Genomic DNA, 23430 nt, shown 5'->3' on the forward strand with positions numbered 1-23430 from the left:
AGGATCATCCAATGCCCAAGATCATCGATGCCAAGGTCATCGTCACCTGCCCCGGCCGCAATTTCGTCACGCTCAAGATCATCACCGATGAGGGCGTCCATGGCGTGGGCGACGCGACGCTCAACGGCCGCGAACTGGCGGTGGGGAGCTATCTGGCCGACCATGTCGTTCCCTGTCTGATCGGGCGGGACGCGCACCGGATCGAGGACATCTGGCAATATCTCTACAAGGGCGCCTATTGGCGGCGCGGTCCCGTCACCATGACCGCCATTGCCGCGGTCGACATGGCGCTGTGGGACATCAAGGGCAAGATTGCGGGCCTGCCCGTCTATCAGCTCCTGGGCGGGGCCAGCCGGGAGGGGGTGATGGTCTATGGCCATGCCAATGGCACGACCATAGAGGATACGATCAACGCCGCGCTGGAATATCGGGCGCAGGGCTACAAGGCGATCCGCCTGCAATGCGGCGTGCCGGGCATGGCGTCGACCTATGGCGTGTCGAAGGACAAATATTTCTACGAACCCGCCGACGCCGACCTGCCGACCGAAAATGTCTGGAACACGTCCAAATATCTTCGCGTCGTTCCCGAACTCTTCAAGGCCGCCCGCGAAGCGCTGGGCTGGGACGTGCATCTGCTGCACGACATCCATCACCGCCTGACCCCCATAGAGGCCGGACGTCTGGGCCGGGACCTGGAGCCATATCGCCCCTTCTGGCTGGAGGATGCGACGCCGGCGGAAAATCAGGAGGCGTTCAGGCTGATCCGCCAGCACACCACCGCGCCGCTGGCGGTGGGGGAGATCTTCAATTCGATCTGGGACGCGAAGGACCTGATCCAGAACCAGCTTATCGATTATATCCGCGCGACCGTGGTGCACGCGGGCGGGATCACCCATCTGCGCCGGATCGCCGCGCTGGCCGATCTCTATCAGGTCCGCACAGGCTGCCATGGCGCGACCGACCTGTCGCCGGTCTGCATGGCCGCCGCGCTGCATTTCGACCTTAGCGTGCCCAATTTCGGCATTCAGGAATATATGCGGCACACGCCCGAGACCGACGCGGTCTTCCCCCATGCCTACACTTTCTCCGACGGCATGATGCATCCGGGCGAGGCGCCGGGCCTGGGCGTCGACATCGACGAGCAACTGGCCGCCGGATATGAATATAAGCGCGCCTTCCTGCCGGTGAACCGGCTGGAAGACGGCACGATGTTCAGTTGGTGATCCGTGCCTGCCCCTCCTTCTCCGTCATCCCCGCGCGGGCGGGTATCCATCTCCCGGCCTTGCGGCTGGATATGGGGCGTGAACCGGATCGCCGCCTGCGCGGGGATGACGGATCATAGGGACCGACCATGACCCGATCCATCCCCAAACCCTCCGGCAAGGTCCGCTGGATCGTCTGCGCCCTGCTGTTCGCGGCGGTGGTGCTGAGCTATGTCGACCGGCTGGTCCTGCCGACGCTCAAGCCCGATCTCCAGGCCCGCTACGGCTGGAGCGAGAGCGGCTATGCCGACCTCGCCATCTGGTTCCAGGCGGGCTACGGCATCGCCTATGTCTTCTTCGGGCGGCTGATCGACCGGATCGGGGCGCGGGCGGGCTATGCGCTGGCGGTGGGATTGTGGACCGCCGGCCACGTCATGCACATCTTCTTCACCTCGACGGCGGGGATGCTGCTTGCGCGCATTCCGCTCGCCATCGGGGAAGCGGGAACCTTCCCCGCCGCCATCGCCGCGACCAATGAGTGGTTCCCCAGGAAGGAGCGCGCCTTCGCCATCGGCATCTTCAATGCCGGGTCCAATGTCGGCGCGATCCTGACGCCGCTGATCGTGCCCGTCATCGCCGTCACCATGGGCTGGCGCTGGGCCTTCATCCTGACGGGCCTGCTGACGGTGGTCTGGCTGGCGGCATGGATCGGCTTCTATCGCCGCCCGCGGGAGAAGAAGACCCTCTCGCAGGAAGAACTCGCCTGGATCGAAGCCGACCCGCAGGAGCCGCAGCGCCCGGTCAAATGGCGCGCCCTGTTCCGCCATCGCCAGACCTGGGCCTATATCGCCGCGCGTTTCCTGATCGATCCGGTGTGGTGGACCTTCCTCTTCTGGCTGCCGGACTTCTTCAACAAGCAATATGGCGTCAAGATGCTGGACTTCGGTCCGCCGCTGATCGCCGTCTATCTGCTGGCGGACGTGGGGTCCGTCACCGGCGGCTGGCTGTCGTCGCGACTGATGGGCCGGGGCATGAGCATCAACCGCGCCCGCAAGACCGCGATGTTCTGCGCCGCGCTCTGCGCCCTGCCCATCGCCTTCGCCGCGCAGGCGCCGGGCCTGTGGGTCGCGGTCGGGCTGATCGGCCTTGCCTGCGCCGGGCACCAGGGATTTTCCGCCAATGTCTATGCGCTGCCGGGCGACCTCTTTCCCCGCTGGATGGCGGGATCGGTCGTCGGCCTTGGCGGGCTGTCGGGCGCCATCGGCGGCATGCTGATGGCGAAGTTCGCCGGCATGATCCTGGAAAGCGTCGGCAGCTTCCAGCCGATCTTCATCGTCGCGGCCTGCGCCTATCTGATCGCGCTGCTGGTCGTCCACCTCATCGTGCCGCGCTACGCGCCCGTCACCCTTTCGGAATCCCGTTCATGAAGCCGCTGAAGCTCCACCCCGACCGCCTTTTCCCTGCCGAACCGCGCACCCGCGACATCGCCCGCGCGCTCCATGCCACGGTCAGGGACCTGCCCATCGTCAGCCCGCACGGGCATACCGATCCGCGCTGGTTCGCCTATGACGATCCCTTCGCCAACCCGTCCGAACTGCTGATCGTCCCGGATCACTATGTGTTCCGCATGCTGATGAGCCAGGGCGTGAAGCTGGAGGAGCTGGGCGTTCCGACCAAGGATGGCAGCCCCACGGAAACCGATCCCCGCGCCATCTGGCACAGGTTCGCCGCCCATTATCGCCTGTTCCGGGGCACGCCGTCCCGCATGTGGCTCGACTGGGTCTTCGCCGAAGCCTTCGGCATCGATGTCCGGTTGGAGGCGGAGACTGCCGACCATTATTACGACATCATCGACGCCGCGCTGAAGACGCCCGGCTTCCGTCCCCGCGCCCTGTTCGAGCGTTATGATATAGAGGTCATCGCGACCACGGAAGGGCCGCTGGACCCGCTCGACCATCATCGGGCGATCCGGGCGTCCGGCTGGGGCGGCAGGGTGATCACCGCCTATCGGCCGGACCCGGTGATGGACCCGGCGGTGCGCGGCTTTGCCGACAATGTCCGCGCCTTCTGCGCCGTGGCGGGGGAGGATGCGGGCAGTTTCGCCGGCTATCTGCGCGCCCATGAAAGGCGTCGCGCAGACTTCCGCGCCGCCGGGGCGACCTCCACCGATCATGGCCACCCCACCGCCTTCACCGCGCACCTCGGAAGGGCGGAGATCGAGGCGCTTTATGCCAGCATCATGTCCGGTCCCGTCAGCGACCGCGACGCCGAATTGTTCCGTGGCCATATGCTGGTGGAAATGGCGCGCATGTCGATCGAGGACGGCATGGTGATGCAGCTCCATCCCGGCGTGCATCGCAGCCATAATGCAGCCGTGCTGGCGCGTTTCGGCAGGGACAAGGGCGGCGACATTCCGGCGGCCGGAGAGTTCGTCCAGGCGCTCAAGCCCCTGCTCGACCTCTACGGCAATGACCCGCGGCTGACGCTGATCCTCTTCACCCTGGACGAGGATGTCTATTCCCGCGAACTCGCGCCGCTGGCGGGCCATTATCCCGCCCTGAAGCTGGGCCCGCCCTGGTGGTTCCATGACAGTCCGGAAGGAATGCGCCGGTTCCGCGAGCGCGCGACCGAGACGGCGGGCTTCTACAACACGGTCGGCTTCAACGACGACACCCGCGCCTTCCTGTCGATTCCCGCGCGGCACGACATGGCGCGCCGGATGGACTGCGCCTGGCTGGCGCGGCTGGTGGCCGAACACCGGCTGGAAGAAGACGAGGCTTTCGAACTGGCCCGCGCCTTGTCCTACGACCTTGTGAAGCAGGCCTATAAGCTGTGAGGCGGCTATCCTCCGCGACGCTCGATACGCTGCCCGCCGATGTGATCCGGCCTGCCTATGATCGCGCCGTGGTGAAGGCCGGCGTCGTCCATCTGGGGATCGGCGCCTTCCACCGCGCGCATCAGGCGGCGGTCTTCGATGATGTGCTGAATGCCGGCGACCTGCGCTGGGGCATCGTCGCCGCGTCCCTGCGCTCGCCGCAGGTGCGCGACCAGATGGCGCCGCAGGACGGCCTCTACACCATGCTGGTGCGCGACGGCGCATCCCGGCGGGCGCGGATCATCGGCGCGGTCCAGCGGGTCATCGTCGCGCCGCAGGAGCCGCAGGCGCTGCTGGACGCCCTGGCGTCGCCCGACACCCATGTCGTGACGCTGACGATCACGGAGAAAGGCTATAAGCTCGATCCCGCTACCGGCGCGCTGATCGAGGGTGATCCGCAACTGGCGGCCGATCTCGCCTCGCTCGCCGCGCCGCAGACGGCGCCGGGCTATCTGGTCGCGGCGCTGGCGATGCGGAAGGCTCAGGGTCTGCCGCCCTTCACGGCGATTTCCTGCGACAATCTGCCGCATAATGGGCAGCGGTTGCGCAATGCCGTGCTGGCGCTGGCGCGCCGCCATGATCCCGCGCTGGCGGAGTGGATCGCGGAAGAAGCGGCTTTCCCGGAGACGATGGTCGACCGCATCGTGCCCGCCACCACGCCGGAGGATGTCGCCGCGCTCGCCGCACGGCTGGACGCGGAAGACCGGGCGATGGTCAAGACCGAACCCTTCATCCAATGGGTGATCGAAGATCGGTTTTGCGGCCCGCGCCCGGAATTCGGGGCAGGGGTGCAACTGACGGCGGCCGTCGCCCCGTGGGAGGAGGCGAAGCTGCGCCTGCTGAATGGCGCGCACAGCGGCATCGCCTATCTGGGCGGCCTTGCGGGCATCGACCATGTGCATGACGTGCTGGCGCTTCCCACCGCACGCGCCTTTGTCGAGGCGCTGTGGGATGAGGCGCAGACGACGCTGTCGCCGCCACCGGAACTCGACATCGCCGCCTATCGTGACGCGTTGATGGCCCGCTTCGACAATCCGACGCTGCGCCATCGCACGCGGCAGATCGCCATGGACGGATCGCAGAAGCTGCCCCAGCGCCTGCTTGCCCCCATCGCCGCGAGGCTGGCGGCGGGGCAGGGGATAGGGGCGCTGTCCCTGGCCGTCGCGGCATGGGTGCGTTGGCAGGCGGGACGGGACGATCTCGGCAAGGCGCATGTCGTCGACGACCCGCTGGCAGGCACGATCGCCGCCCGGCTCGCGGATGCCGACACGCCGGAGGAGCGGGTCGCCGCGATCCTGCGCCTCGACTCCGTGGTTCCGCCCGCATTGGCGGCGAATGCGGCTTTCCGCGTAGCGCTGGCCCGGTGGCTCGCCATCCTCGAAACGCAGGGCGCGCTGGCCGCGCTCGCTACCTTCCAGGAGAAAATATGATGCAATTCGCCAGGATCGGCGCCGCGCTCACCGCCTTCGCGCTGGCCGCCACGGCGCAGGCCGAACCGCCCCGGCTCGTCAGGCAGGGCAGCGCCACCCAACTCAGCGTGCAGGGCAAGCCGATGCTGCTGATCGCGGGCGAGCTGGGCAACAGCAGCGCGTCGAGCGCGGCCTATATGGCGCCGCACTGGAAGCGGCTGAAGGCCATGCACCTCAACACCGTGCTGGCCCCTGTGTCCTGGGAACTGATCGAGCCGGAGGAGGGCAGGTTCGACTTTTCCTCGGTGGACGCGCTGATCCGCGACGCGCGGGCGAATGACCTGAAGCTGGTCATCCTCTGGTTCGGCGCGTGGAAGAACAGCATGTCGACCTACGTCCCCGCCTGGGTGAAGCGCGACCAGAGCCGCTTCCCCCGCGCGCAGCTTCCCAATGGGCAGGGCGTCGAAATCCTTTCCGCCATGGCGCCCGCGACGCTGGAGGTCGACCAGAAGGCCTTTGCCGCGCTGATGGCGCATATCAGGGCCGTGGACGACAGGCAGAATACGGTGCTGATGACCCAGGTGGAAAATGAGATAGGCATGCTGCCGGTCGCCCGCGACTATGGCCCCCTGGCCGATGCCGCTTTCAGGGGGCCGGTGCCGGCTGAACTCATGACCTATTTGCAGCAGCATCGCGACACGCTGGTCCCGCAGATGAAGCGCCTCTGGGAGGAGCAGGGGAACAGGACCGCCGGCACCTGGTCCGAAGTGTTCGGCCCCGGCCATCAGGCGGAGGAAATCTTCACCGCCTGGCATTATGCGCGCTTTGCCGATGCCCTGACCCGCGCGGGCAAGGGCGCCTATCCCATGCCCATGTATGTCAATGTCGCGCTCAACCGCCCCGGTCGCCTGCCGGGCGAATATCCGAGCGGCGGGCCGCTGCCGCACCTGATCGACGTGTGGAAGGCGGGAGCGCCCGCCATCGATTTCCTGGCGCCCGACATTTATTTCCCGAACTTCGTCGACATCGTGAACATCTACAAGCGGCCCGACAATCCGCTGTTCATCCCCGAAGCCAATAATGCCGACCATCCGCAGGTGCCCGGCAATGCCTTCTACGCCATCGGCAAGCTGGACGCGATCGGCTTCGGCCCCTTTTCCATCGAGTCGATCGACGAGAAGCCGGGGGCGCTGGGCGAGGCCTATGGCCTGCTGGAACAGCTCGCCCCCCATATCCTCGCCGCGCAGGGTCTGGGCCGAATGTCGGCTTTCCGGCCGAAATCGCTCTATGACGAAACGCTGGTCTATGAGCCGGTGACGGAGACGATCGGCAATTACCGCTTCACCGTCGCCTTTGCCGACATCCAGAGACCCGTGGCCACTCCTGATACCGTTAACGCAGGCGGCATCGTCATTCAGACCGGGCCGGAGGATTACCTGATCGCCGGGCAGGGCATCACCGTCACCTTCGCCCCGGCGGGATCAGGACCGGGTCTCGCCGGGATCGACAGCGCCTGGGAAGGGCATTTCGACGCGCAGGGCCGCTGGATCGCCGGACGATTGCTGAACGGCGACCAGACCCATCAGGGGCGCCATATCCGGCTGCCTGCCGGCAACTTCCAGATCCAGAAGGTCCGCTTGTACCGTTACCAATAAAGACGCTTCCGGGCTTGACAAAAATAACTCAGGGTTTATCAAAGCCGAACTGATAGCGCTACCAGACAGGCTTACCGGATAGGCGGAAGCTGCGCTCAGGAGGGGATTTTCAAATGGCAGATTCTCACATTCATTCTTTCCGCATCGCGCTTTGCGCAGCGTCGGCCTTCGGCGCGCTGACGCTGGCCCAGGCGGCGATCGCCCAGGACAGCGCGGCCCAGCCCGCCGCTCAACCCGTCGCCCAGCAGGACGAAGCAGCCGACATCGTCGTGACCGGCATCCGCGGCAGCCTGCAAAGCGCCACCAACGCCAAGAAGAACGCGGTCGCCTTCGGCGACTCCATCTTTGCCGAAGACATCGGCAAGCTGCCCGCCACCAACCTTGCTGAAACGCTGAACCGCATGCCCGGCGTGCGCCTGAACCGCGACATCAGCGGCGAAGGCACGCAGGTCGCGATCCGCGGCCTTGGCCCCAGCTTCACCCGCGTCCTGCTGAACGGCTCTCAGCTTCAGGTCGCGTCGGACGGCGGCACGAACGGCGGCAGCGCCAATCGCGAAGTCGACCTCGACTTCTTCCCGTCCGAACTCTTCACCCGCCTCGACCTTGCCAAGACGCCGTCGCCCTCTACGCTGGAAGGGGGCATTGCGGGCACCGTCAACCTGCGCAACGCCCGTCCCTTCGACAAGCCGGGCACCCATGTCACCGTGGTCGCGCAAGGCCAATATACCGACAGCAATGAAAAGCTGAGCCCGCGCGGCGCGATCGTGGCCAGCCATACGACCGACACTTTCGGCATTCTGGTCGGCGTGGCCGGCGTCAAGACCAAGACCCGCATCGATGGCTTCGACACGGTCGGCTGGACCGATGGCAATCTGGGTCCGGTCAATGGCGTCCCCGATCCGGGGGGCAACAACTTCTTCTGGGCTTCGACCGTCCCCGCCAATGCAGGTCACGGCCTTATCCCGGGCCAGCCAGTCGATGTCGTCGCGACCTCCGGCCTGACCCGCAGCCAACTCAGCACCGCGCTGCTGCCCCGCCTTGGCCGCAATACGCTGACGGTCGGCGACCGTTCGCGCATTTCAGCCCTGGCCTCTCTTGAATGGCGGCCCAGCGATACGCTGCACTTCGCCCTCGACGGCATCTGGGCAAAATCGAAGCGTGACTATTCGCGCATCAACATGAACTGGCAGGTCCGCAACTCCGGCCCCGGTACGGGAGCGCAGGCGACCGGCGGCATGATTCCGATCGATCTCACCGTCGACGACAACGGGGTCGTGACTTCGGGTACCTTCGCCAACTCTTCCTTCTTCCTGGAGGCGAGCGAGTTCAAGCAGACCACCAAGTTCTGGAACATCAATCCCAGCCTGAGCTGGCAGCCGACCGAAACCCTGAAGGTCGACCTCAGCGCCAATTATTCCAAGAGCCGCTTCTTCCGCGAGCAGCCGACCTTCGCGTTCCAGACGCCGCCCAATTCGGGGGTCGACGTCTATTATGACAATCTGCAAGGCTATTATCCGTCGATCACCACCAATGTCGACCTGAACGACCCCAATCTCGGCTGGCAATGGTATCGCCAGAACATCGCGCTGGTTCGCCGCAAGACGGAAACCAAGGGCGCGCATCTGGACGTCATGCTGGGCGACGCCATGTTCAACGTGAAGGTCGGCGCCGCCTATGACCGGGCGACCCGCTCGATCCGCGCCTATGACAACAGCCCGGCCTATCAGCTTTCGGTCTGCGGCACGGGCTGCACCGGCGCCACCGGATCGATCCCCACCAGCGCCATTCCGCAATATCTGATGCCGATGACGGTCGGCAATTTCGGGCATCTGGCGGGCCGGAATATCGGCTATAACGCCTTCATCATGCCTGATTTCGGCGCGATCAAGGATGCGACCGACTATTACAGCTATCGCGACAGCGCGCCGGAAACGCGCGGCGCGGTGACGGGCGGCGCGACCGGAGACATGGATGAAAAGGTCTGGGGCGCCTATTTCGAACTGAACGGCGTCACCACCATCGGGGGCCGCGACCTGCACATCAATGCCGGCATGCGCTACGCCGCCACCAACCAGCTGGTGGTCGGTCCCAGCCAGGTGGGCACGGCGATCGTCGACATCACCTCGCGGTCGAAATATGATAATTTCCTGCCATCGATCAACCTGACCTACGACATTGCCGACAATGTGAAACTGCGCGCCTCCGCCTCGCGGACCATGACGCGCCCGGATGCGAGCCAGATCCTGCCGGGCGTGACCTTCACCGATCCCTCGGCTCTGGTGGCGACCGCCGGCAATCCGACGCTGAAGCCCTATACTTCCGACAATTACGATCTGGGCGGCGAAATCTACACCGGCGGCATCGGCTATGTCGGGCTGTCGCTGTTCCAGAAGAATGTCCAGGGCTTTACCGTCACCCAGTCCCAGGATGTCACCTTCGGGTCGCTCAATATTCCCTATGACAGCCTGATCGCGACCCAGCAGCAAGCGCTGACCAACCGCGCGGCATCGACCGGCGTGGCGATCAACGACCTGATCGTTTCGGTGAACCGGCCGATCAACCTCAGCGACCTCAAGATCAAGGGCATCGAGGCGACCTGGGTGCAGCCGCTCGACTTCCTGGTGAAGGGCCTCGGCTTCTCGGCCAACGGCACCTACCTCAAGCAGTCGTCGAAGCTGATGCCGGGTCAGGCGACCAGGCTGGTTGCGACCGGCGTTTCCAAATGGTCGTATAATCTCCAGGGCTTCTATGAAAATAACGGCCTCTCGGTCAGCCTGAACTATGTCTGGAACGACAAGTCGATCGCGGTCAACGCGCCGCAGAACGGCATTACCGGCGCCGCCCTGCGCAATGATGCCCGCGGCCAGCTTGATCTGTCCGCCGGTTATCAACTGCCTTTCCTCAACAAGGCGATGCGCCTGACGCTGGATGTGCTCAACATCACCAACGAACCGATCCGCACCACCTTCGAATATGATAATGCACCCTATTCGATCTACTATCCGGGCCGGACGGTGCTGGCGGGCATCCGCGCGAATTTCTGATCCTCCCCCAAGGAGCCTGGGGCCGGTTGCAAGACCGGCCCCTTTCTTTCGTTCTGACGAGGACAAGCCCATGCGGTTGACCTTTGCGGCTTTTCTGTTCCCGCTCGCGGCCTGCATCGCGGGCCCGGCTCTGGCGACGCCATGCGCAGGGCGTTGGACTGCGGCCTGGGCCTCTGCCCAGATGGCGCCCACCGGGGACAATGCGCTGGCGCCGGGCATGCTGGCGGACAGCAGCCTGCGGCAGATCGTCCGGCCCTCCATGGCGGGGGACCGGCTGCGGGTGCGCCTGTCCAATCTGATGGGCGCCGCGCCGCTGCACATAAGGGGCGCCAGCATCGCGCGCGCGCTGCGGGCCGGATCGCCAGCCATCGATGCGAAGACCCTCCTTCCGCTCCGCTTCGACGGGCGCAGCGACGTGACGATCCCGGCCGGCGCGGATTATCTGTCTGATCCGGTGGCGCTGCCGGTCCGCGCCTTTGACGATCTGGCGATCAGCATCGCCTTTGGGGAGGAGCCTTCGGGCCAGACCTCCCACCCCGGATCGCGGGCGACCTCCTGGCTGCTCAAGGGCGATCATCTGACCGACCCTGCCATGGCGGGCGCGCAGGCGGTGGAGCACTGGTTCTCGCTGGCCGCGCTGGAGGTGGAGCGCTGCACGGCGGCGGAGCTGATCGTCGCGCTGGGCGATTCCATCACCGACGGGAGGGGGTCGACCACGGATGGCAATGACCGCTGGACCGACAATCTCGCCCGGCGACTTCAGGCCGATCCGGCGACGCGGCATCTGGCGGTCGTCAACCAGGGCATAGGCGGCAACCGCCTGCTGAACGACGGCCTTGGCCCCAATGCGCTTGCCCGGCTCGACCGCGATGTGCTGGCGCAGCCGGGCGTGCGCTACCTGATCCTGCTGGAGGGGATCAACGACATCGGCACGCTGACGCGCGAAGCGCCGGTCAGCGATGCCGAACATGCCCGGCTGGTATCGCGCATCATCGGGTCCTATCGCCAGATCGTCATGCGGGCGCGGGCGCGGGGCGTCAAGGTGATCGGCGGAACCATATTGCCCTTCATGGGCAACGACTATTATCATCCCGACGCCCGCAACGAAGCCGACCGGCAGGCCGTCAACCGCTGGATTCGCGAACCGGGGAATTTCGACGGCGTGATCGATTTCGACCGGGCGGTGCGCGATCCCGCTCGCCCCGACCGCCTGCTTCCCCGCCATGATGTCGGGGATGCGCTGCATCCTTCGCCCGAAGGCTATCGCGCCATGGCCCGGGCGATCCCGCTCGATCTGTTCAGATAGCGGGGGTCGGGCGAGCTCGTCCGTCTCGCCCTTCTGCCTGTCATCCTTTCGGGCAGGGCGGATTGCCAATGGCGATCCAGCCGCATTATGAATCGACAAGGACGATATTGTCGGACTTAATAGCGCAAGCCTGCCAAGGAAGAACCGGCCCATGGACGACATGACCAGCACCCCGGCCGATCCCTTTGCGGCGCTGGGCCAGCGCGACCATCCGCTGCGGGCTTCCCTCTCGCGGGAAATGCATATTCGCGGCCTGCCCCGTTTCGATGCCCCGGCCCTCGCGCTGCAATTCGTGCTGCTGGTCGACGAGCAGCAGGCCGAGCAGGGCATCGCCCTGCTGTCCCACCGCTTTCCTGCCCTCAAGGCCGGTGATCGCTTCCTTGCCGCTCGGATCGGCGACCTCCATTTCTCCTGGGAGCGTCATACCGAATTCATGACCTACAGCTTCCTCGCGCCGGTCGAGGGCGCGACGCTGTTCGACCTTGCGCCATTTGGCGATGTGCCCGCATGGATGGCGGACATGCCGGGCCGGGTGATCCGCTCCACCCAGATCGCCATGGTCATGGACGAACCGCTCTCCGCGGCGATCGCCGCCCATTTCGCGACCGACGACCTCATCATATCCGACGTTGCGGACGGCCATGCCCGCATCTGGAGCGACTTCCGCCTGCATGCCGACGGCTTCGGCCGGCTGCTCATCCACGACAAGGGGCTGCAAGGCGGCGAAAGCTCGCAACTGGTCCAGCGGCTCCAGGAACTGGGCAATTACCGCAAGATCGCCTTGCTCGGCCTGCCCGAGGCGCAACAGGCGACCCCCTTGCTCACCGCGCTGGAACAGCGGCTGACCGCGATCACGAGCCGCGTCGCGCAGAAGGATGCGGATGCCGATCAGGTGCTGGAGCAACTTTCCGCCTTGAGCGCGGAGCTGGCCGGGATCGTGGCGCGCACCCGCTACCGCATGAGCGCGACGCAGGCCTATGCGGAAATCTGCCGCGACCGCCTCCGCCGTCTCGCCGTCGTGCCGGTGCGGGGGTATCGCTCGCTCGACGATTTCACCGAGCGGCGCCTGCTGCCGGCCATGCGCACCTGCGATGCCTTCACCCGCCGGCTGGAGGATCTGGCGCAGCGGACCGCCTGGACCAGCGCCTTGCTGCGCACGCGGGTCGACACCGCCCTTGCCCGCCGCAACCGCGACCTGCTGGCGTCCATGGACCGCCGGACCGCGCTGCAATTGCGGCTCCAGCATACGGTGGAAGGGCTGTCGGTGGTGGCCATCAGCTATTATGCCCTTGGCCTTTGGCACCATCTGAAGGAAGCGCTGGAGCTTCAGGGATGGCATCTGCCCGCCTGGATCGATGTCGCGCTGTTCCCGGTGACGATCATCACGGTCTTCCTGGGGATCGGCCAGATCAGAAAGGTGAAGCGTCCATCCGGCGACGCGCATTAGGACCGATCGACATTCAGGCTCATGGTGGCCTGCAATGGTTGAATCGAGTCACCTGCTCCGCTTCCATTCCCGTGCTTCCGGTGCTCGCTTACTTTGAATATGCTGCGCTCCGGGTCACGGAAAACTGCCATTTTCGGCTCACCCTGAACTGAATCGGCCCCAGGATTTCCGGCTTGGTGGAACCCTGTTTGTGCCATGCCTCCCCTCAGTTCCGGGCATAGAGATAGGCGGCGATGTCGCGTGCCTGACGCTCCGACAGGCCCTGTTCGGGCATGCCGCTTCCGGGCCGCAGCGCCTGCGGATGCATCAGCCATCGCACCATCGTCTCCGGATCGTTGGGGAGCGAACCGGCCAGGCTTGCGCGTTGTCCGACATGGGTCAGGTCCGGCCCCACCATGCCGTTCGCGCCGTCGATGCCGGGAATGACATGGCAGGTGCCGCAGCCATGGCGATAAAGGGCGGCCCGGCCCCTTTCCGAATGTCCGCCGGTCATGGCGTCGGCGCGGGTTTCATCGGCGGCCCTGGTTTCCAGATAGATCGCGCCGCCCGCCACAAGCGTGACGCAGACCGCGAGCAGAAGGATCGCTGCCAGCCAGACGAGGCTTGAGGGAACGGGGCGGCTAGCCATATGCAGGCCTCGGCACTTTGCGGGTGAAGCGCATCGCTGCGCCGGCATGGACGAGGCAGCCCGGCGCCGCCGCTGGAAGGATCACGCCTATCCGACGCATGGCGGCACGATCAGCAGGGCGAGGGTCTGGAAGGCGCTCGCCAGCGCGAATATGCCCGCGACGGCGAGGGCGAGTCTCGCCAGCCAGGGATGGGAAAGGGGGCCATGCGACCCTGTCAGGGGCCAGGCGATGCGCGCCGCCAAGGCGCAAAGGGCGATGCTGACCACCCCCCAAGCAAGGCCGATCCGCCATCGCCCGCAATCGGCATGGAGCAGTGCTGAAAGGCCCTGTTCGAACAGGAACCAGGTCATCGGCGGCAGCAGCAGGCCGATCCAGGCCCGCGCCCGGATGCTGAGGCGGCTGGGCGTCATAGCGCCCTCGGCGCCCAGTAGATGAGGGCATAGACGGGCAGCCAGCATAGGATCACGAAGGTCCAATAATTGGAATTGTCCTCCACATCCGCGAACTGATCGTCTCCGACCTCATGGGTGAAAAGCCAGACGCCCAGCACCACCGTGTCGAACCAGTCGGTGACGACATGGGTGGTATGGAGGACGAGGAGCGTCCAGACGATCGATCCATAGGCGTCCTGATGCCAGGATATGCCGAGATGCGCGAACTCGAACGCGCGGGGTATGAAGAGCAAGGCTGCGATGACCGCCATCGCCAGCGTACCCCAGCGCACGCCGCCCAGATGCTTCTTCCTGGCGCAGCGCAAAACCCAGAGATTGGGCACCGCGCTCAGCAGCAGGCCGATGGTGAAGATCGCGCTCCACAAAAGTCCGGGCAAGGCGTCGCCCTTGGGCGGCCAGGCAGGGGCCTGGGTCATAAGGTAGAGATAGGCCGCGGCGGCGAGCGCGAAGCCGGTCCCCTCTATGACCATGAAGCCGATATTGCCCCACCAGACCAGATGGCGCGGGCCCGATGCGCTTTCCGGCAGGGTGGAAAGATCGCCGACGATCCGGATGGAGCGGGAAGGACTCATGCATTCACCCCCAATGATCCCGATCGGGAGCGGGGCCGGCTGGGCCAGAACCATCCCGTCAGGGTGGCGGCGACCGGCGCCGCGCCGACGACAATGGCCCAAGGCGTGAAGATGCTGCCGATGAACATGGCGGAGACCGCGAGCGCCGCCAGCAGCGGCCAGATCGACGGCGCGGCGCTCTTCTGCCTGTAGAGGGGAATGGCGTCGGTCACGGACGTCACCAGCACTTCGCGCCGGTCCGGGCGAAGGCCGTCCATGACGTCGAGCCGCCCGGCATCGTCCCACATCGGGGTCAGGCTGCGCACCACGGGCACATGCGCCATGTTGTACGGCGGCGGCGGGGAGGGGGATGCCCATTCCAGCGTCGATCCGCCCCAGGGGTCGTCGCCCGCCGGCTGGCCGCGCCAATAGGCCCATAGCGCATTGCCCACGAAGACGAGCCCGCCCGCCACGGCGATGGCGCTGCCAGCGGTCGCGACCTGGTTCAGCGTTTCCCAGCCCATGCCGGGCGGATAGGTATAGACGCGACGGGGCATTCCCATCAGGCCCAGGAAATGCATCGGCATGAAGCCCAGGTTGAAGCCGCCGACGATCAGGACGAAGGCGACCTTTCCCCAGCGTTCCGACATCAGCCGCCCGGTCGCCTTGGGGTACCAATAGGCAAAGGCCCCCAAAAGCGGGAAGATCGCCCCGCCGATCAGCACATAATGAAGATGCGCCACCACGAAATAGGTGTCGGTGAGTTGCAGGTCGAGAGCGGCCGACGCGGTCATCACGCCTGAAAGGCCGCCGATGACGAAGGTCGCGACGAAGCCCAGAATCCACAGCATCGGCGTCGCAAGATGAATTCTGCCGAGCCAGATCGTCGCGATCCAGCAGAAGATCTGCAATCCGGCGGGCAGCGCGATCGCCATGCTGGCGGCGGTGTAGAAATCATTGCCCAGTCGGGGCAGGCCGACGGCGAACATATGGTGCACCCACAGGCCGAAGGCCAGCGCGCCGATGGAGATCATGGAGAGGACGAGGGCGGCATGGCCGAACAGCGTCCGCCGCGAAAAGGTCTCGACGATGGAGGATATGAACCCGGTGGCGGGCACGAAGATGATATAGACTTCCGGATGCCCGAAGAACCAGAAGAGATGCTGGAACAGAAGCGTGTCGCCGCCCCCGGCGGGCGAGAAGAAATGGGTCGAGACGAGCCGGTCGGCGATCAGCATGGAGGTGACGAGCATGACCGCCGGCATGGACAGGATCGTCATGATAGATGCGATCAGCATGGCCCAGAGGAATACCGGCATGCGGGTCAGCGTCATGCCCGGGGGCCGCATCTTGAGGATGGTCGCCGCGACATTGACCGAGGCCGCAAGCGCGGCAACCTCCGTGAAGGTGATCATCTGCGCCCAGATGTCGGCGCGATGCCCCGGGCTGTAGGATGGACCTGAGAGCGGGGGATATTCGAACCAGCCAAGGTCGGGCGTGATGTCGATCGCATGGGCGATCCACAGGGTCAGGACGCCGCCGAAATAGAGCCAGAAGCTGAAGGCGCCAAGGCGCGGGAAAGCCATATTGCGCGTGCCGAGCATCAGCGGCACCAGCCAGAAGGCCATGGCCTCCATCAATGGCACGGACACCAGGAACAACATGGTCGAACCGTGCAGCGAAAAGCTTTCATTGTAGAGCTGCGGGCTCATGCGGGTGTTTTCGGCGACCGACAGCTGCCATCGCATGTCGAGCGCGAGCATGCCGGCCAGGAACATGAGGAACAGCGCCGTGACGATGTAGCGCGCGGCGATGCGCTTGTGATCGACCGTGGTCAGGAAACCCCACAGGCCCGGCGGGTCGCGCCACCTTTCGTCCAGCCGTTCGATCAGGGTCGCGTCGGCGGTCATCTGAGCCTCGCCAGATAGGCGGCGAGCGCATCGGCATCCGCAGGCGGCAGCGGCACGGCCGGCATCGACGTGCCGGGCTTCAACGCCTGGGGCTGCGCGATCCAGCCTTGCAGCGCGCCCCGCGTCATGGGCAGCGTGCCGGCGGCGATGGACCTTCGCGCGGCGACATGGGTGAGATCGGGTCCCGCCCGGCCTGTTGCCGATGTGCCCCTGATCCTGTGGCAGGCCGCGCATTTCGTCGCGAAGAGCTTGGCTCCGCGCCCTGTGACGGGCGCGCCGGATGCCGCCGGGGCTGCCTGCGTCTTCAGCCAGAGGTCGAAATCGGCAGGCGCTTCCACCTTCACATCGAAGGCCATATGGGCATGTTGCGCGCCGCAAAACTCCGTGCAGGCCCCGCGAAACCAGCCCGTTCGACGCGGCGTCAGGTCGAGAAGGTTGCGGCGGCCGGGAATCATGTCGATCTTTCCGGAGACGTTCGGCACCCAGAAACTGTGAATGACATCTCCCGACGCAAGCTCGACCCGTGTCGTGCGGCCCAGCGGCAAATGGAGTTCGTTGGCGGTTTCGATCCAGCGCCCGCTCGCCGGATCGCGATATTCGATCCGCCACCACCATTGATGCCCGGTCACGCGCACGGCCATGGCGTCCTGCCCGCGGGTTGCGAATAGGGCGCGGTCAGCGAAGAAGCTGGCGGTGATGAGGATGGTGAGTCCGACGACGATGATCCCCGCCGCGACATGGAGGGCGCGGTCCACCCGCGTTTCAGCGCGTCCTTCATCCTTTTGGCGGCGCGAGCGGGCGCGCATGACGGCCCAGACGAGCCCGCCCATCACCAGCAGATAGACCAGCCCGCAGACCACCGTCATGACGATCAGAAGCATGTGGAGAGCGGACGCCTGATCCCCTGCCGGGGCGAGCGGCGACTGGACGCCGGTGCAGGCGGACAGGATCAGCATGGTGATGACCGATGTCGATCGTCTCATTGCGGGCCGGACCATGCCGATCCCTGCGGCTCGCCCTTCTGGTCGAGCAGGAGCCGCCGCCGCTTTTCGGGATAGTGCAGCGGCAGATCGCGGACATACGCCGTGATCTGCCAAAGCTGCTCGACCGGCACACGTCGGCCATAGGCGCCGCCATGGCCCGTGGCGATCGACCGGTAGACGTCCGCGAAGCCCCCGCCCTGAACCCATTGCCCATCGGACAATCGGGCGCCGCCCTTTGCCTGTTCGCTGTGGCAGGGCGAACAGCCATACCAGGCGAAATAGCGGCCGCCCTGCGCGATCTGGTAGAAATTCCGCTGATAGGCGTCGATCCGCGGGTCCGCATTGCCATGCGGCGCCGTCTGCGGCAGGCCGGGGCCGAGGTCGCGCGCTTCCTGGCTGCATCCGCCGAGCAGGATCGCCATCAATGCCGCTGCCCCGCGCTTCCGCATCTCAGATGACGATGCGGACGGGAACGCCCTTGGCCGCAGGGGTCTTCGACTGTTCGTCGTGGTACCAGAGCGGAACCAGGGGATTCATTTCCGGATAATATGCGCCCAGGCAGCCGCGCGGCAGCAGGAAGGGCGTGACCGCCAGACCGTCGACCTGACGATGAACGCCGTCCCCGGCATCGCTCGCCAGGCTGACGACCTGGCCCTCCCGAAGGCCGGCGGCTCCCATATCCTCAGGGTTCATCAGCACGACGTCGCGCGTTCCTTCGATGCCGCGCAGCCGGTCGGAATAGCCGTAGATCGTCGTGTTGAACTGGTCGTTCGACCGCAAGGTCACCAGCCTGTAACGGCCCACCGCCGGTTCGAAGCCGACCGAACTCATCGTCTTGGGAACGGTGAACTGCGCCTTTCCGCTCTCGGTCTTCCAGATCCGCTCCCGCGCCGAATTGCCGCGGTAGAAGCCGCCGGGCGTGAACACCCTGTCATTGAAGTCGTGGAACTGGTCTGGGTAGCTTTCCTCGATCCTGTCCCTGATCCTGGCATAATCCGCCGTCCATGCGTCCCATTCCAGCTTTGGATTGGGGGGAAGCGTCGCCTTCGCCATTCCGGCCACGATCGCCACTTCCGACTTCAGATGGTCGGAGGCGGGCTTGTTCTTGCCCAGCGAGCCGTGGATGCAGGAGAGAGAATCCTCCATCGTCACCGCCTGCGGGCCGGATGCCTGCATGTCTTCCTCGGACCGTCCAAGGCACGGCAGAAGATAGGCGATTTCGCCGTTTATGAGGTGACTGCGGTTGAGCTTGGTCGCGATCTGGACCGTCAGGCGCAGGCGCTGCCAGGCCGCCTCCATCTTCTCGCGTTCCGGGATGGCGCGGACGAAATTGCCGCCCAGGCCGATAAAGGCCTTCACCTCTCCCGACAGGATTTTCTCGCATGCCTTCACCGTGTTCATGCCCTCTTCCCGCGGCGGTTCGAAGCCATATTGCCGGGCGATCCTGTCCAGCGGCACCAGTTCCGGCTTTTCGGAAATGCCGACCGTCCGCTGGCCCTGCACGTTCGAATGGCCGCGGACCGGGGATATGCCGGTGCCGTCGCGGCCGATATTGCCCTTGAGCAGCCAGAGATTGGTGAGCGCCGCAAGATTTTCGAAGCCATGGACATGCTGGGTCAGGCCCATGCCATACATGGCGATGGAGCGGGGAGCGTCGATATAGATCTGCGCCGCCTGCCGGAGGTCGGCGCGGGCAAGGCCGCTCTCGCGCTCGATCTCCTCCCAGCCTGTCGCTTCGACATGGGCCTTGAGCGCCTCGAATCCGGTGCAGTGCTGCTCGATGAAGTCGATGTCGAGGACGTGGCGCTGTTCCTCGCGCCACTTCCTTTCTTCCTCGGCAAGGACATGCTTGATCAATCCGGTGATGGCAGCAATGTCCCCGCCGGCCTTGACCTGTAGATAGAGCGTCGAGATCTGCGTCGTCTTGGGCGTCAGCATTTCTGTCGGGCTCTGGGGATTTTTGAAGACTTCCAGACCCTTTTCACGGATCGGGTTGAAGGTCACGATCTTCACCCCGCGTTTCACCGCCTCCTGCAGCGGATGCAGCAGCCGGGGGCTGTTGGAGCCCGTATTCTGCCCGAAGAAGAAGATCGCGTCGCACAGGTCGAAATCGGCCAGCACGCAGGTGCCGACCGGGGAGCCGATGAGCTTCTTGAGCGCGACGGACGTCGTCTCATGGCACATATTGGAACTGTCCGGCAGGTTGTTGTGACCATAGGCCCTGGCGAACAGGGCATAGAGATAGCTTGTTTCCAGGCTGGCCCGCCCCGATGAATAGAAGACGGCGGCGCGGGGATCGATGGCCTTGAGTTCCCTGCCGATCGCCTCGAACGCCTCGTCCCAGGAGCAAGGCACATAGCGGTCGCTCGCCCGATCGAATCGCATCGGATGGGTGAGCCGCCCAAGCTGCTCAAGGTCGTGGTCCTTCCATGTCCTGAGCTCGCCGACCTTGTGCCTGGCCAGCACTTCGGGCGTGCAGCGGCGGCTGGTCAGTTCCCATAGCGTGGCCTTGGCCCCGTTCTCGCAAAATTCGGCGGCATGCGGATGGGCGGGCTTGGTCCAGGCGCAGGACACGCACATGAACCCCTTGACCTTGTTTTGCCGGCGCAGCGTGTTGAGGACGGCCGGCGTCGGCTTCTCGCGCCAGGCGATTTCGGCCATGCCCTTGATCGAGCCCCAGCCGCCTTCCGCGCCGTCATAATGAACGGTGTCGTCTTCATCGCCCATGGCACGACCCTCCTGTCGCTTCTCTATCGGTTTATTACGCAGCGCGAACTAACCTGGGTTGGACGCCGGTCGGGCGAGGCTGATTTGTTTCTGTTTCATGTCCCGAACGGTTTGAGGGCGGAGACGTTCCAAGGATAGGCGTCGGCCGGTTCAGGCGGACGAGGCGCCTGCCTTGTTCGGGCTAACCGCGCGCCAGGCCGGGGCCGACATGTCCGACGGGCGCCGGATCGCCGCGGGAATAGGTGCCGACCAGCACGCCCACCCCCAGCACCTGGCCGTCCATCGCCTTGACGATGTCGGACCGGCCGGGCCCCGGCCCCAGATCAATGGCCTGCGCCAGGGCGAAGAGCTGGAAAATATAATCATGCTCGCCATGGCCCGTCGGCGGGTCCGGCGGAAGCCAGGCCTGGGCAAGATAGCTGTTTCGGCCAACGGAACCGACGGTGGCCTCCTTGCCCTCCGCAATCTCCCCCTCGTCCACCTGGCGGAGATCGCCGGGCAGGTCCCAGAGCAGACCATGGACCAGCGGATTGGGTGTGGGCGCGTCGGGGTCCTCGACGATCAGCGCGATGCTGGCCGTGCCTGCCGGCACCTCACCCCAGACAAGCGGCGGGGATACCCCTTCGCCATCCGCCGTGAAGCGGATCGGCAGCCGGCCGCCGGCAGCGAAAGCCGGGCTGGACAGCGGGATCATGGGCGCCGTTCCCTGCAGCCCGGCCCTGACGATGGCCAGCCTTTCATGGCCGGCGCGGACATTGGTGAAGATCCTGCCCATCCAGGCGGGAATATGTTCGAGCATCGGCTGGCTCCATGGCTCCGGTCATCGACTGAAGGGAAAACTTCAGCCGCGTACAGGACGTTCCATCGCGATGAGTCGCGCCGCGCCATAATCCATAACCTGAGAGACATGGATTAAAGGATAGCGCCATCCGGAAAGACGGCGCCGGTCCAAATTGTTATCTCTATCCGTCTTATAGGATTTCGAGAGCCACGGCGGTCGCTTCGCCGCCGCCGATGCAGAGCGCCGCGACGCCTTTTTTGAGGCCGCGGGCTTTCAATGCCGCCACCAGCGTTGCGATGATGCGCGCGCCGCTGGCGCCGATGGGATGACCCAGTGCGGTGGCGCCGCCATTGACGTTGATCCTGTCATGCGGAATGTCGAGGTCGCGCATCGCGATCATGGCGACGGCGGCAAACGCCTCGTTCACTTCGTAGAGATCGACGTCCCCGGCGGACCAGCCTGCCTTCTCCAGCACCTTGCGGATCGCGAAGACCGGGGCAGTCGTGAACAGTGCGGGAGCATGGGCATGGGATGCGGTGGCGACGATGCGCGCCTCCCTGGCAAGGCCAAGCTTCTCAGCGACATCCGCACGGGTCAGCACCAGCGCGGCTGCGCCGTCCGAAATCGAGGCGGAGGACGCCGCCGTGATCGCACCGTCTTTGGCGAAGGCGGGCTTCAGCGAGGGTATCTTCTCCGGCTTCGCATTGCCGGGCTGTTCGTCCTTGTCGACCTGGACCTCGCCGCCGCGCGTCCTGACGGTGACAGGCACCACCTCCGCAGCGAAGGCGCCGCTGTCGATCGCCGCATTGGCGCGGGCGAGGCTTTCGACCGCATAGGCATCCATTTCCGCGCGGGTGAACTGATAATCGCGGGCCGTGTCCTCGGCAAAGGCTCCCATGGGCTTGCCGCGATCATAGGCGTCCTCCAGCCCGTCCATCATCATCGTGTCGATGACCCGATCGTGGCCGATGCGCGCGCCGGAACGGTGCTTGGGCAGGGCATAGGGCGCATTGGTCATGCTCTCCATGCCGCCGGCGACGACGATGTCCACGGCCCCGGCGCTCAGCGCTTCGGCCGCCATGATTGCCGCCTGCATGCCCGAACCGCACATCTTGTTGACCGTCGTCGCCTCCACCGACTGGGGCAGGCCCGCGCCAAGCGCCGCCTGCCGCGCGGGCGCCTGGCCGAGGGCGGCGGGCAGGACGCAGCCCATATAGATGCGGTCGATGGCCTCCGGCGCGGCGCCGGAGCGCTCAACCGCCGCCTTCACCGCAACGGCGCCCAGTTCCGGCGCCGAAACGCTGGAAAGTGCGCCCTGAAAGCCGCCCATGGGCGTCCGGGCATAGCCAGCGATGATGATGTCCTTGCTCATATCTCTTTCCTCAAGCGGTTCAGGGACGAACCCTGCACTGGATCATGCCGCGAATCGTGACGAGGGTTTCCGTCCGTATCGCCCGCCTCTTCTCCCATCCCGGCAATGCGTGCAACGGGCGCACCGATTATTCCTTCGAGCGCTGTCCACGTTCACGCACGCGATGAGCGGCATATTTTTTGCCCTAAGCCTATGAACCAGGCAAGGAATTGAGTCCTTGGGTCGACCAGGATCAGGTCCTATGTTGCGGGTTCCACTCGTTTCGCAGGGAAAGGCCATGAATCCGTTTCCTCAGGATATTTTTACCGAGCCAACCGGCGTCGACCCCGACACGCTCGCCAATCTGGGGCCGCTGGCAAGGCTGGCCGGTCGCTGGGAGGCCCATAAGGGTGTTGATATCAACCCCAAGGCAGACGCTCCCGAGCGGCGCGTGTTCGTTGAGCGTGTTTCGTTCGATGCCATCGATCCTCAAACCAACGGGCCGCAGCTTTTCTACGGCCTGCGCTATCACACCCATATCACGACCGAGGAAGAGGACATCACCTTCCACGATCAGGTCGGTTACTGGCTATGGGAACCGGCAACCGGGCTGATCCTGCAGACATTGGCTATTCCCCGTGGGCAGGTGGCGCTGGCCGCGGGCCACGCCAAGGTCGGCGACGACAATTTGTCGCTGGTCGCGGCACGCGGTCAGACGCAGTATGGGATATGCTCGACCGCTTTCCTGGAATATGGTTTTCGAACGGATGCATACCGGATCGACATCCGCTTCGACGGCGACGATAGCTGGAGCTATGATATTCACACCATTCTTGCCGTCCACGGCAGGCCCGACCCGTTCGACCATCACGATACGAATACCCTTCGGCGTGTGGCGCCGGGGAAACCCAATCCTCTCAAGCAGATTCTGGACCGACGCGCGAGGTCGAACTGATATGGCGGGCATCCCTGTCCGCTTTCGAAAACCGGAATTCGACGCTTGAGTCATTACCGAGGGTTAAGCTGCCCAAACGTCATTTTCGACCTGTATCGGTAAGTCACATGTTGTTGAGAAAGGGCACGCAAACCTGCCCGCCCTTTCTCATTC

18 protein-coding genes are annotated in these 23430 nt (G+C 65.2%); 9 read left to right on the top strand and 9 right to left on the bottom strand.

Annotated features, from left to right (window positions below; genetic code table 11):
• The first annotated feature begins 11 nt into the window (after positions 1 to 11).
• From manD to A8G00_RS22220, 8 genes are all read left to right on the top strand, one after another.
• Positions 12 to 1223, top strand: a complete 1212-nt coding sequence (manD, locus tag A8G00_RS22185) for a D-mannonate dehydratase ManD (protein ID WP_025546910.1) — start codon at positions 12 to 14, stop codon at positions 1221 to 1223.
• Positions 1224 to 1351: 128 nt separating this feature from the next.
• Entirely contained in the window at positions 1352 to 2629 is a 1278-nt protein-coding gene (locus tag A8G00_RS22190) for an MFS transporter (RefSeq protein ID WP_061933944.1), read from the top strand.
• Positions 2626 to 4038, top strand: a complete 1413-nt coding sequence (gene uxaC, locus A8G00_RS22195) for a glucuronate isomerase (RefSeq protein ID WP_103001707.1) — start codon at positions 2626 to 2628, stop codon at positions 4036 to 4038. Before A8G00_RS22190 ends, uxaC begins: the two co-directional genes overlap by 4 nt.
• On the top strand, positions 4035 to 5507 hold the full coding sequence (locus A8G00_RS22200; RefSeq protein ID WP_103001708.1) for a mannitol dehydrogenase family protein: 1473 nt from the start codon (positions 4035 to 4037) through the stop codon (positions 5505 to 5507). The genes uxaC and A8G00_RS22200 overlap by 4 nt, the downstream gene beginning before the upstream one ends.
• Positions 5504 to 7141, top strand: a complete 1638-nt coding sequence (locus A8G00_RS22205) for a DUF5597 domain-containing protein (RefSeq protein ID WP_103001709.1) — start codon at positions 5504 to 5506, stop codon at positions 7139 to 7141. The genes A8G00_RS22200 and A8G00_RS22205 overlap by 4 nt, the downstream gene beginning before the upstream one ends.
• A gap of 113 nt (positions 7142 to 7254) precedes the next feature.
• Positions 7255 to 10185: a TonB-dependent receptor gene (locus A8G00_RS22210; RefSeq protein WP_103001710.1), complete on the top strand. Its 2931-nt coding sequence runs from the start codon at positions 7255 to 7257 to the stop codon at positions 10183 to 10185.
• 70 nt (positions 10186 to 10255) lie between these two features.
• Positions 10256 to 11491, top strand: coding sequence for an SGNH/GDSL hydrolase family protein (locus tag A8G00_RS22215; protein ID WP_103001711.1), 1236 nt, complete (start codon positions 10256 to 10258; stop codon positions 11489 to 11491).
• 151 nt (positions 11492 to 11642) lie between these two features.
• Entirely contained in the window at positions 11643 to 12938 is a 1296-nt protein-coding gene (locus A8G00_RS22220; RefSeq protein ID WP_103001712.1) for a DUF3422 domain-containing protein, read from the top strand.
• A 205-nt stretch (positions 12939 to 13143) separates the two neighbouring features.
• On the opposite strand, the gene A8G00_RS22225 is transcribed toward A8G00_RS22220, so the two are convergent.
• The 9 genes from A8G00_RS22225 to A8G00_RS22260 all read right to left on the bottom strand — a co-directional run bounded on the left by A8G00_RS22225 (position 13144) and on the right by A8G00_RS22260 (position 22343).
• A complete protein-coding gene (locus tag A8G00_RS22225; protein WP_103001713.1) occupies positions 13144 to 13566 on the bottom strand; it encodes a cytochrome c family protein in 423 nt (140 codons plus the stop codon).
• Positions 13567 to 13653: 87 nt separating this feature from the next.
• Complete coding sequence (locus A8G00_RS22230) at positions 13654 to 13977, bottom strand: hypothetical protein (protein ID WP_044660843.1); 324 nt, start codon at positions 13975 to 13977, stop codon at positions 13654 to 13656.
• Positions 13974 to 14591, bottom strand: coding sequence for a cytochrome C oxidase subunit III (locus A8G00_RS22235; protein ID WP_103001714.1), 618 nt, complete (start codon positions 14589 to 14591; stop codon positions 13974 to 13976). Before A8G00_RS22235 ends, A8G00_RS22230 begins: the two co-directional genes overlap by 4 nt.
• Positions 14588 to 16480, bottom strand: coding sequence for a cbb3-type cytochrome c oxidase subunit I (locus A8G00_RS22240; protein WP_103001715.1), 1893 nt, complete (start codon positions 16478 to 16480; stop codon positions 14588 to 14590). The genes A8G00_RS22235 and A8G00_RS22240 overlap by 4 nt, the downstream gene beginning before the upstream one ends.
• Positions 16477 to 17463 carry a cytochrome c oxidase subunit II gene (gene coxB / locus A8G00_RS22245; RefSeq protein ID WP_172451951.1) on the bottom strand — a complete coding sequence of 329 codons (987 nt, stop codon included), beginning with the start codon at positions 17461 to 17463 and terminating at the stop codon, positions 16477 to 16479. Before coxB ends, A8G00_RS22240 begins: the two co-directional genes overlap by 4 nt.
• Positions 17460 to 17885, bottom strand: coding sequence for a hypothetical protein (locus A8G00_RS25355; protein ID WP_172451952.1), 426 nt, complete (start codon positions 17883 to 17885; stop codon positions 17460 to 17462). Before A8G00_RS25355 ends, coxB begins: the two co-directional genes overlap by 4 nt.
• Before the next feature lie 28 nt (positions 17886 to 17913).
• Complete coding sequence (locus A8G00_RS22250) at positions 17914 to 20190, bottom strand: FdhF/YdeP family oxidoreductase (protein ID WP_103001717.1); 2277 nt, start codon at positions 20188 to 20190, stop codon at positions 17914 to 17916.
• 181 nt (positions 20191 to 20371) lie between these two features.
• A complete protein-coding gene (locus A8G00_RS22255) occupies positions 20372 to 20989 on the bottom strand; it encodes a YbhB/YbcL family Raf kinase inhibitor-like protein (RefSeq protein WP_044660838.1) in 618 nt (205 codons plus the stop codon).
• A 172-nt stretch (positions 20990 to 21161) separates the two neighbouring features.
• Positions 21162 to 22343, bottom strand: a complete 1182-nt coding sequence (locus A8G00_RS22260; RefSeq protein WP_065846350.1) for an acetyl-CoA C-acyltransferase — start codon at positions 22341 to 22343, stop codon at positions 21162 to 21164.
• Positions 22344 to 22620: 277 nt separating this feature from the next.
• On the opposite strand from A8G00_RS22260, the gene A8G00_RS22265 reads away from it, so the two are divergent.
• Positions 22621 to 23277: an FABP family protein gene (locus tag A8G00_RS22265; protein ID WP_103001718.1), complete on the top strand. Its 657-nt coding sequence runs from the start codon at positions 22621 to 22623 to the stop codon at positions 23275 to 23277.
• Positions 23278 to 23430 lie beyond the last annotated feature (153 nt).

This window comes from Sphingobium sp. SA916 (assembly GCF_002894065.1).
Taxonomy (GTDB): Bacteria; Pseudomonadota; Alphaproteobacteria; order Sphingomonadales; family Sphingomonadaceae; genus Sphingobium; species Sphingobium fuliginis.

Bases quoted from the DNA above. Each gene is read 5' to 3' on its own strand.
- manD (WP_025546910.1), top strand. From the start codon at position 12: ATGCCCAAGATCATCGATGCCAAGGTCATCGTCACCTGCCCCGGCCGC.
- A8G00_RS22190 (WP_061933944.1), top strand. From the start codon at position 1,352: ATGACCCGATCCATCCCCAAACCCTCCGGCAAGGTCCGCTGGATCGTC.
- uxaC (WP_103001707.1), top strand. From the start codon at position 2,626: ATGAAGCCGCTGAAGCTCCACCCCGACCGCCTTTTCCCTGCCGAACCG.
- A8G00_RS22205 (WP_103001709.1), top strand. From the start codon at position 5,504: ATGATGCAATTCGCCAGGATCGGCGCCGCGCTCACCGCCTTCGCGCTG.
- A8G00_RS22210 (WP_103001710.1), top strand. From the start codon at position 7,255: ATGGCAGATTCTCACATTCATTCTTTCCGCATCGCGCTTTGCGCAGCG.
- A8G00_RS22215 (WP_103001711.1), top strand. From the start codon at position 10,256: ATGCGGTTGACCTTTGCGGCTTTTCTGTTCCCGCTCGCGGCCTGCATC.
- A8G00_RS22220 (WP_103001712.1), top strand. From the start codon at position 11,643: ATGGACGACATGACCAGCACCCCGGCCGATCCCTTTGCGGCGCTGGGC.
- A8G00_RS22225 (WP_103001713.1), bottom strand. From the start codon at position 13,566: ATGGCTAGCCGCCCCGTTCCCTCAAGCCTCGTCTGGCTGGCAGCGATC.
- A8G00_RS22230 (WP_044660843.1), bottom strand. From the start codon at position 13,977: ATGACGCCCAGCCGCCTCAGCATCCGGGCGCGGGCCTGGATCGGCCTG.
- A8G00_RS22235 (WP_103001714.1), bottom strand. From the start codon at position 14,591: ATGAGTCCTTCCCGCTCCATCCGGATCGTCGGCGATCTTTCCACCCTG.
- A8G00_RS22240 (WP_103001715.1), bottom strand. From the start codon at position 16,480: ATGACCGCCGACGCGACCCTGATCGAACGGCTGGACGAAAGGTGGCGC.
- coxB (WP_172451951.1), bottom strand. From the start codon at position 17,463: ATGAGACGATCGACATCGGTCATCACCATGCTGATCCTGTCCGCCTGC.
- A8G00_RS25355 (WP_172451952.1), bottom strand. From the start codon at position 17,885: ATGGCGATCCTGCTCGGCGGATGCAGCCAGGAAGCGCGCGACCTCGGC.
- A8G00_RS22250 (WP_103001717.1), bottom strand. From the start codon at position 20,190: ATGGGCGATGAAGACGACACCGTTCATTATGACGGCGCGGAAGGCGGC.
- A8G00_RS22255 (WP_044660838.1), bottom strand. From the start codon at position 20,989: ATGCTCGAACATATTCCCGCCTGGATGGGCAGGATCTTCACCAATGTC.
- A8G00_RS22260 (WP_065846350.1), bottom strand. From the start codon at position 22,343: ATGAGCAAGGACATCATCATCGCTGGCTATGCCCGGACGCCCATGGGC.
- A8G00_RS22265 (WP_103001718.1), top strand. From the start codon at position 22,621: ATGAATCCGTTTCCTCAGGATATTTTTACCGAGCCAACCGGCGTCGAC.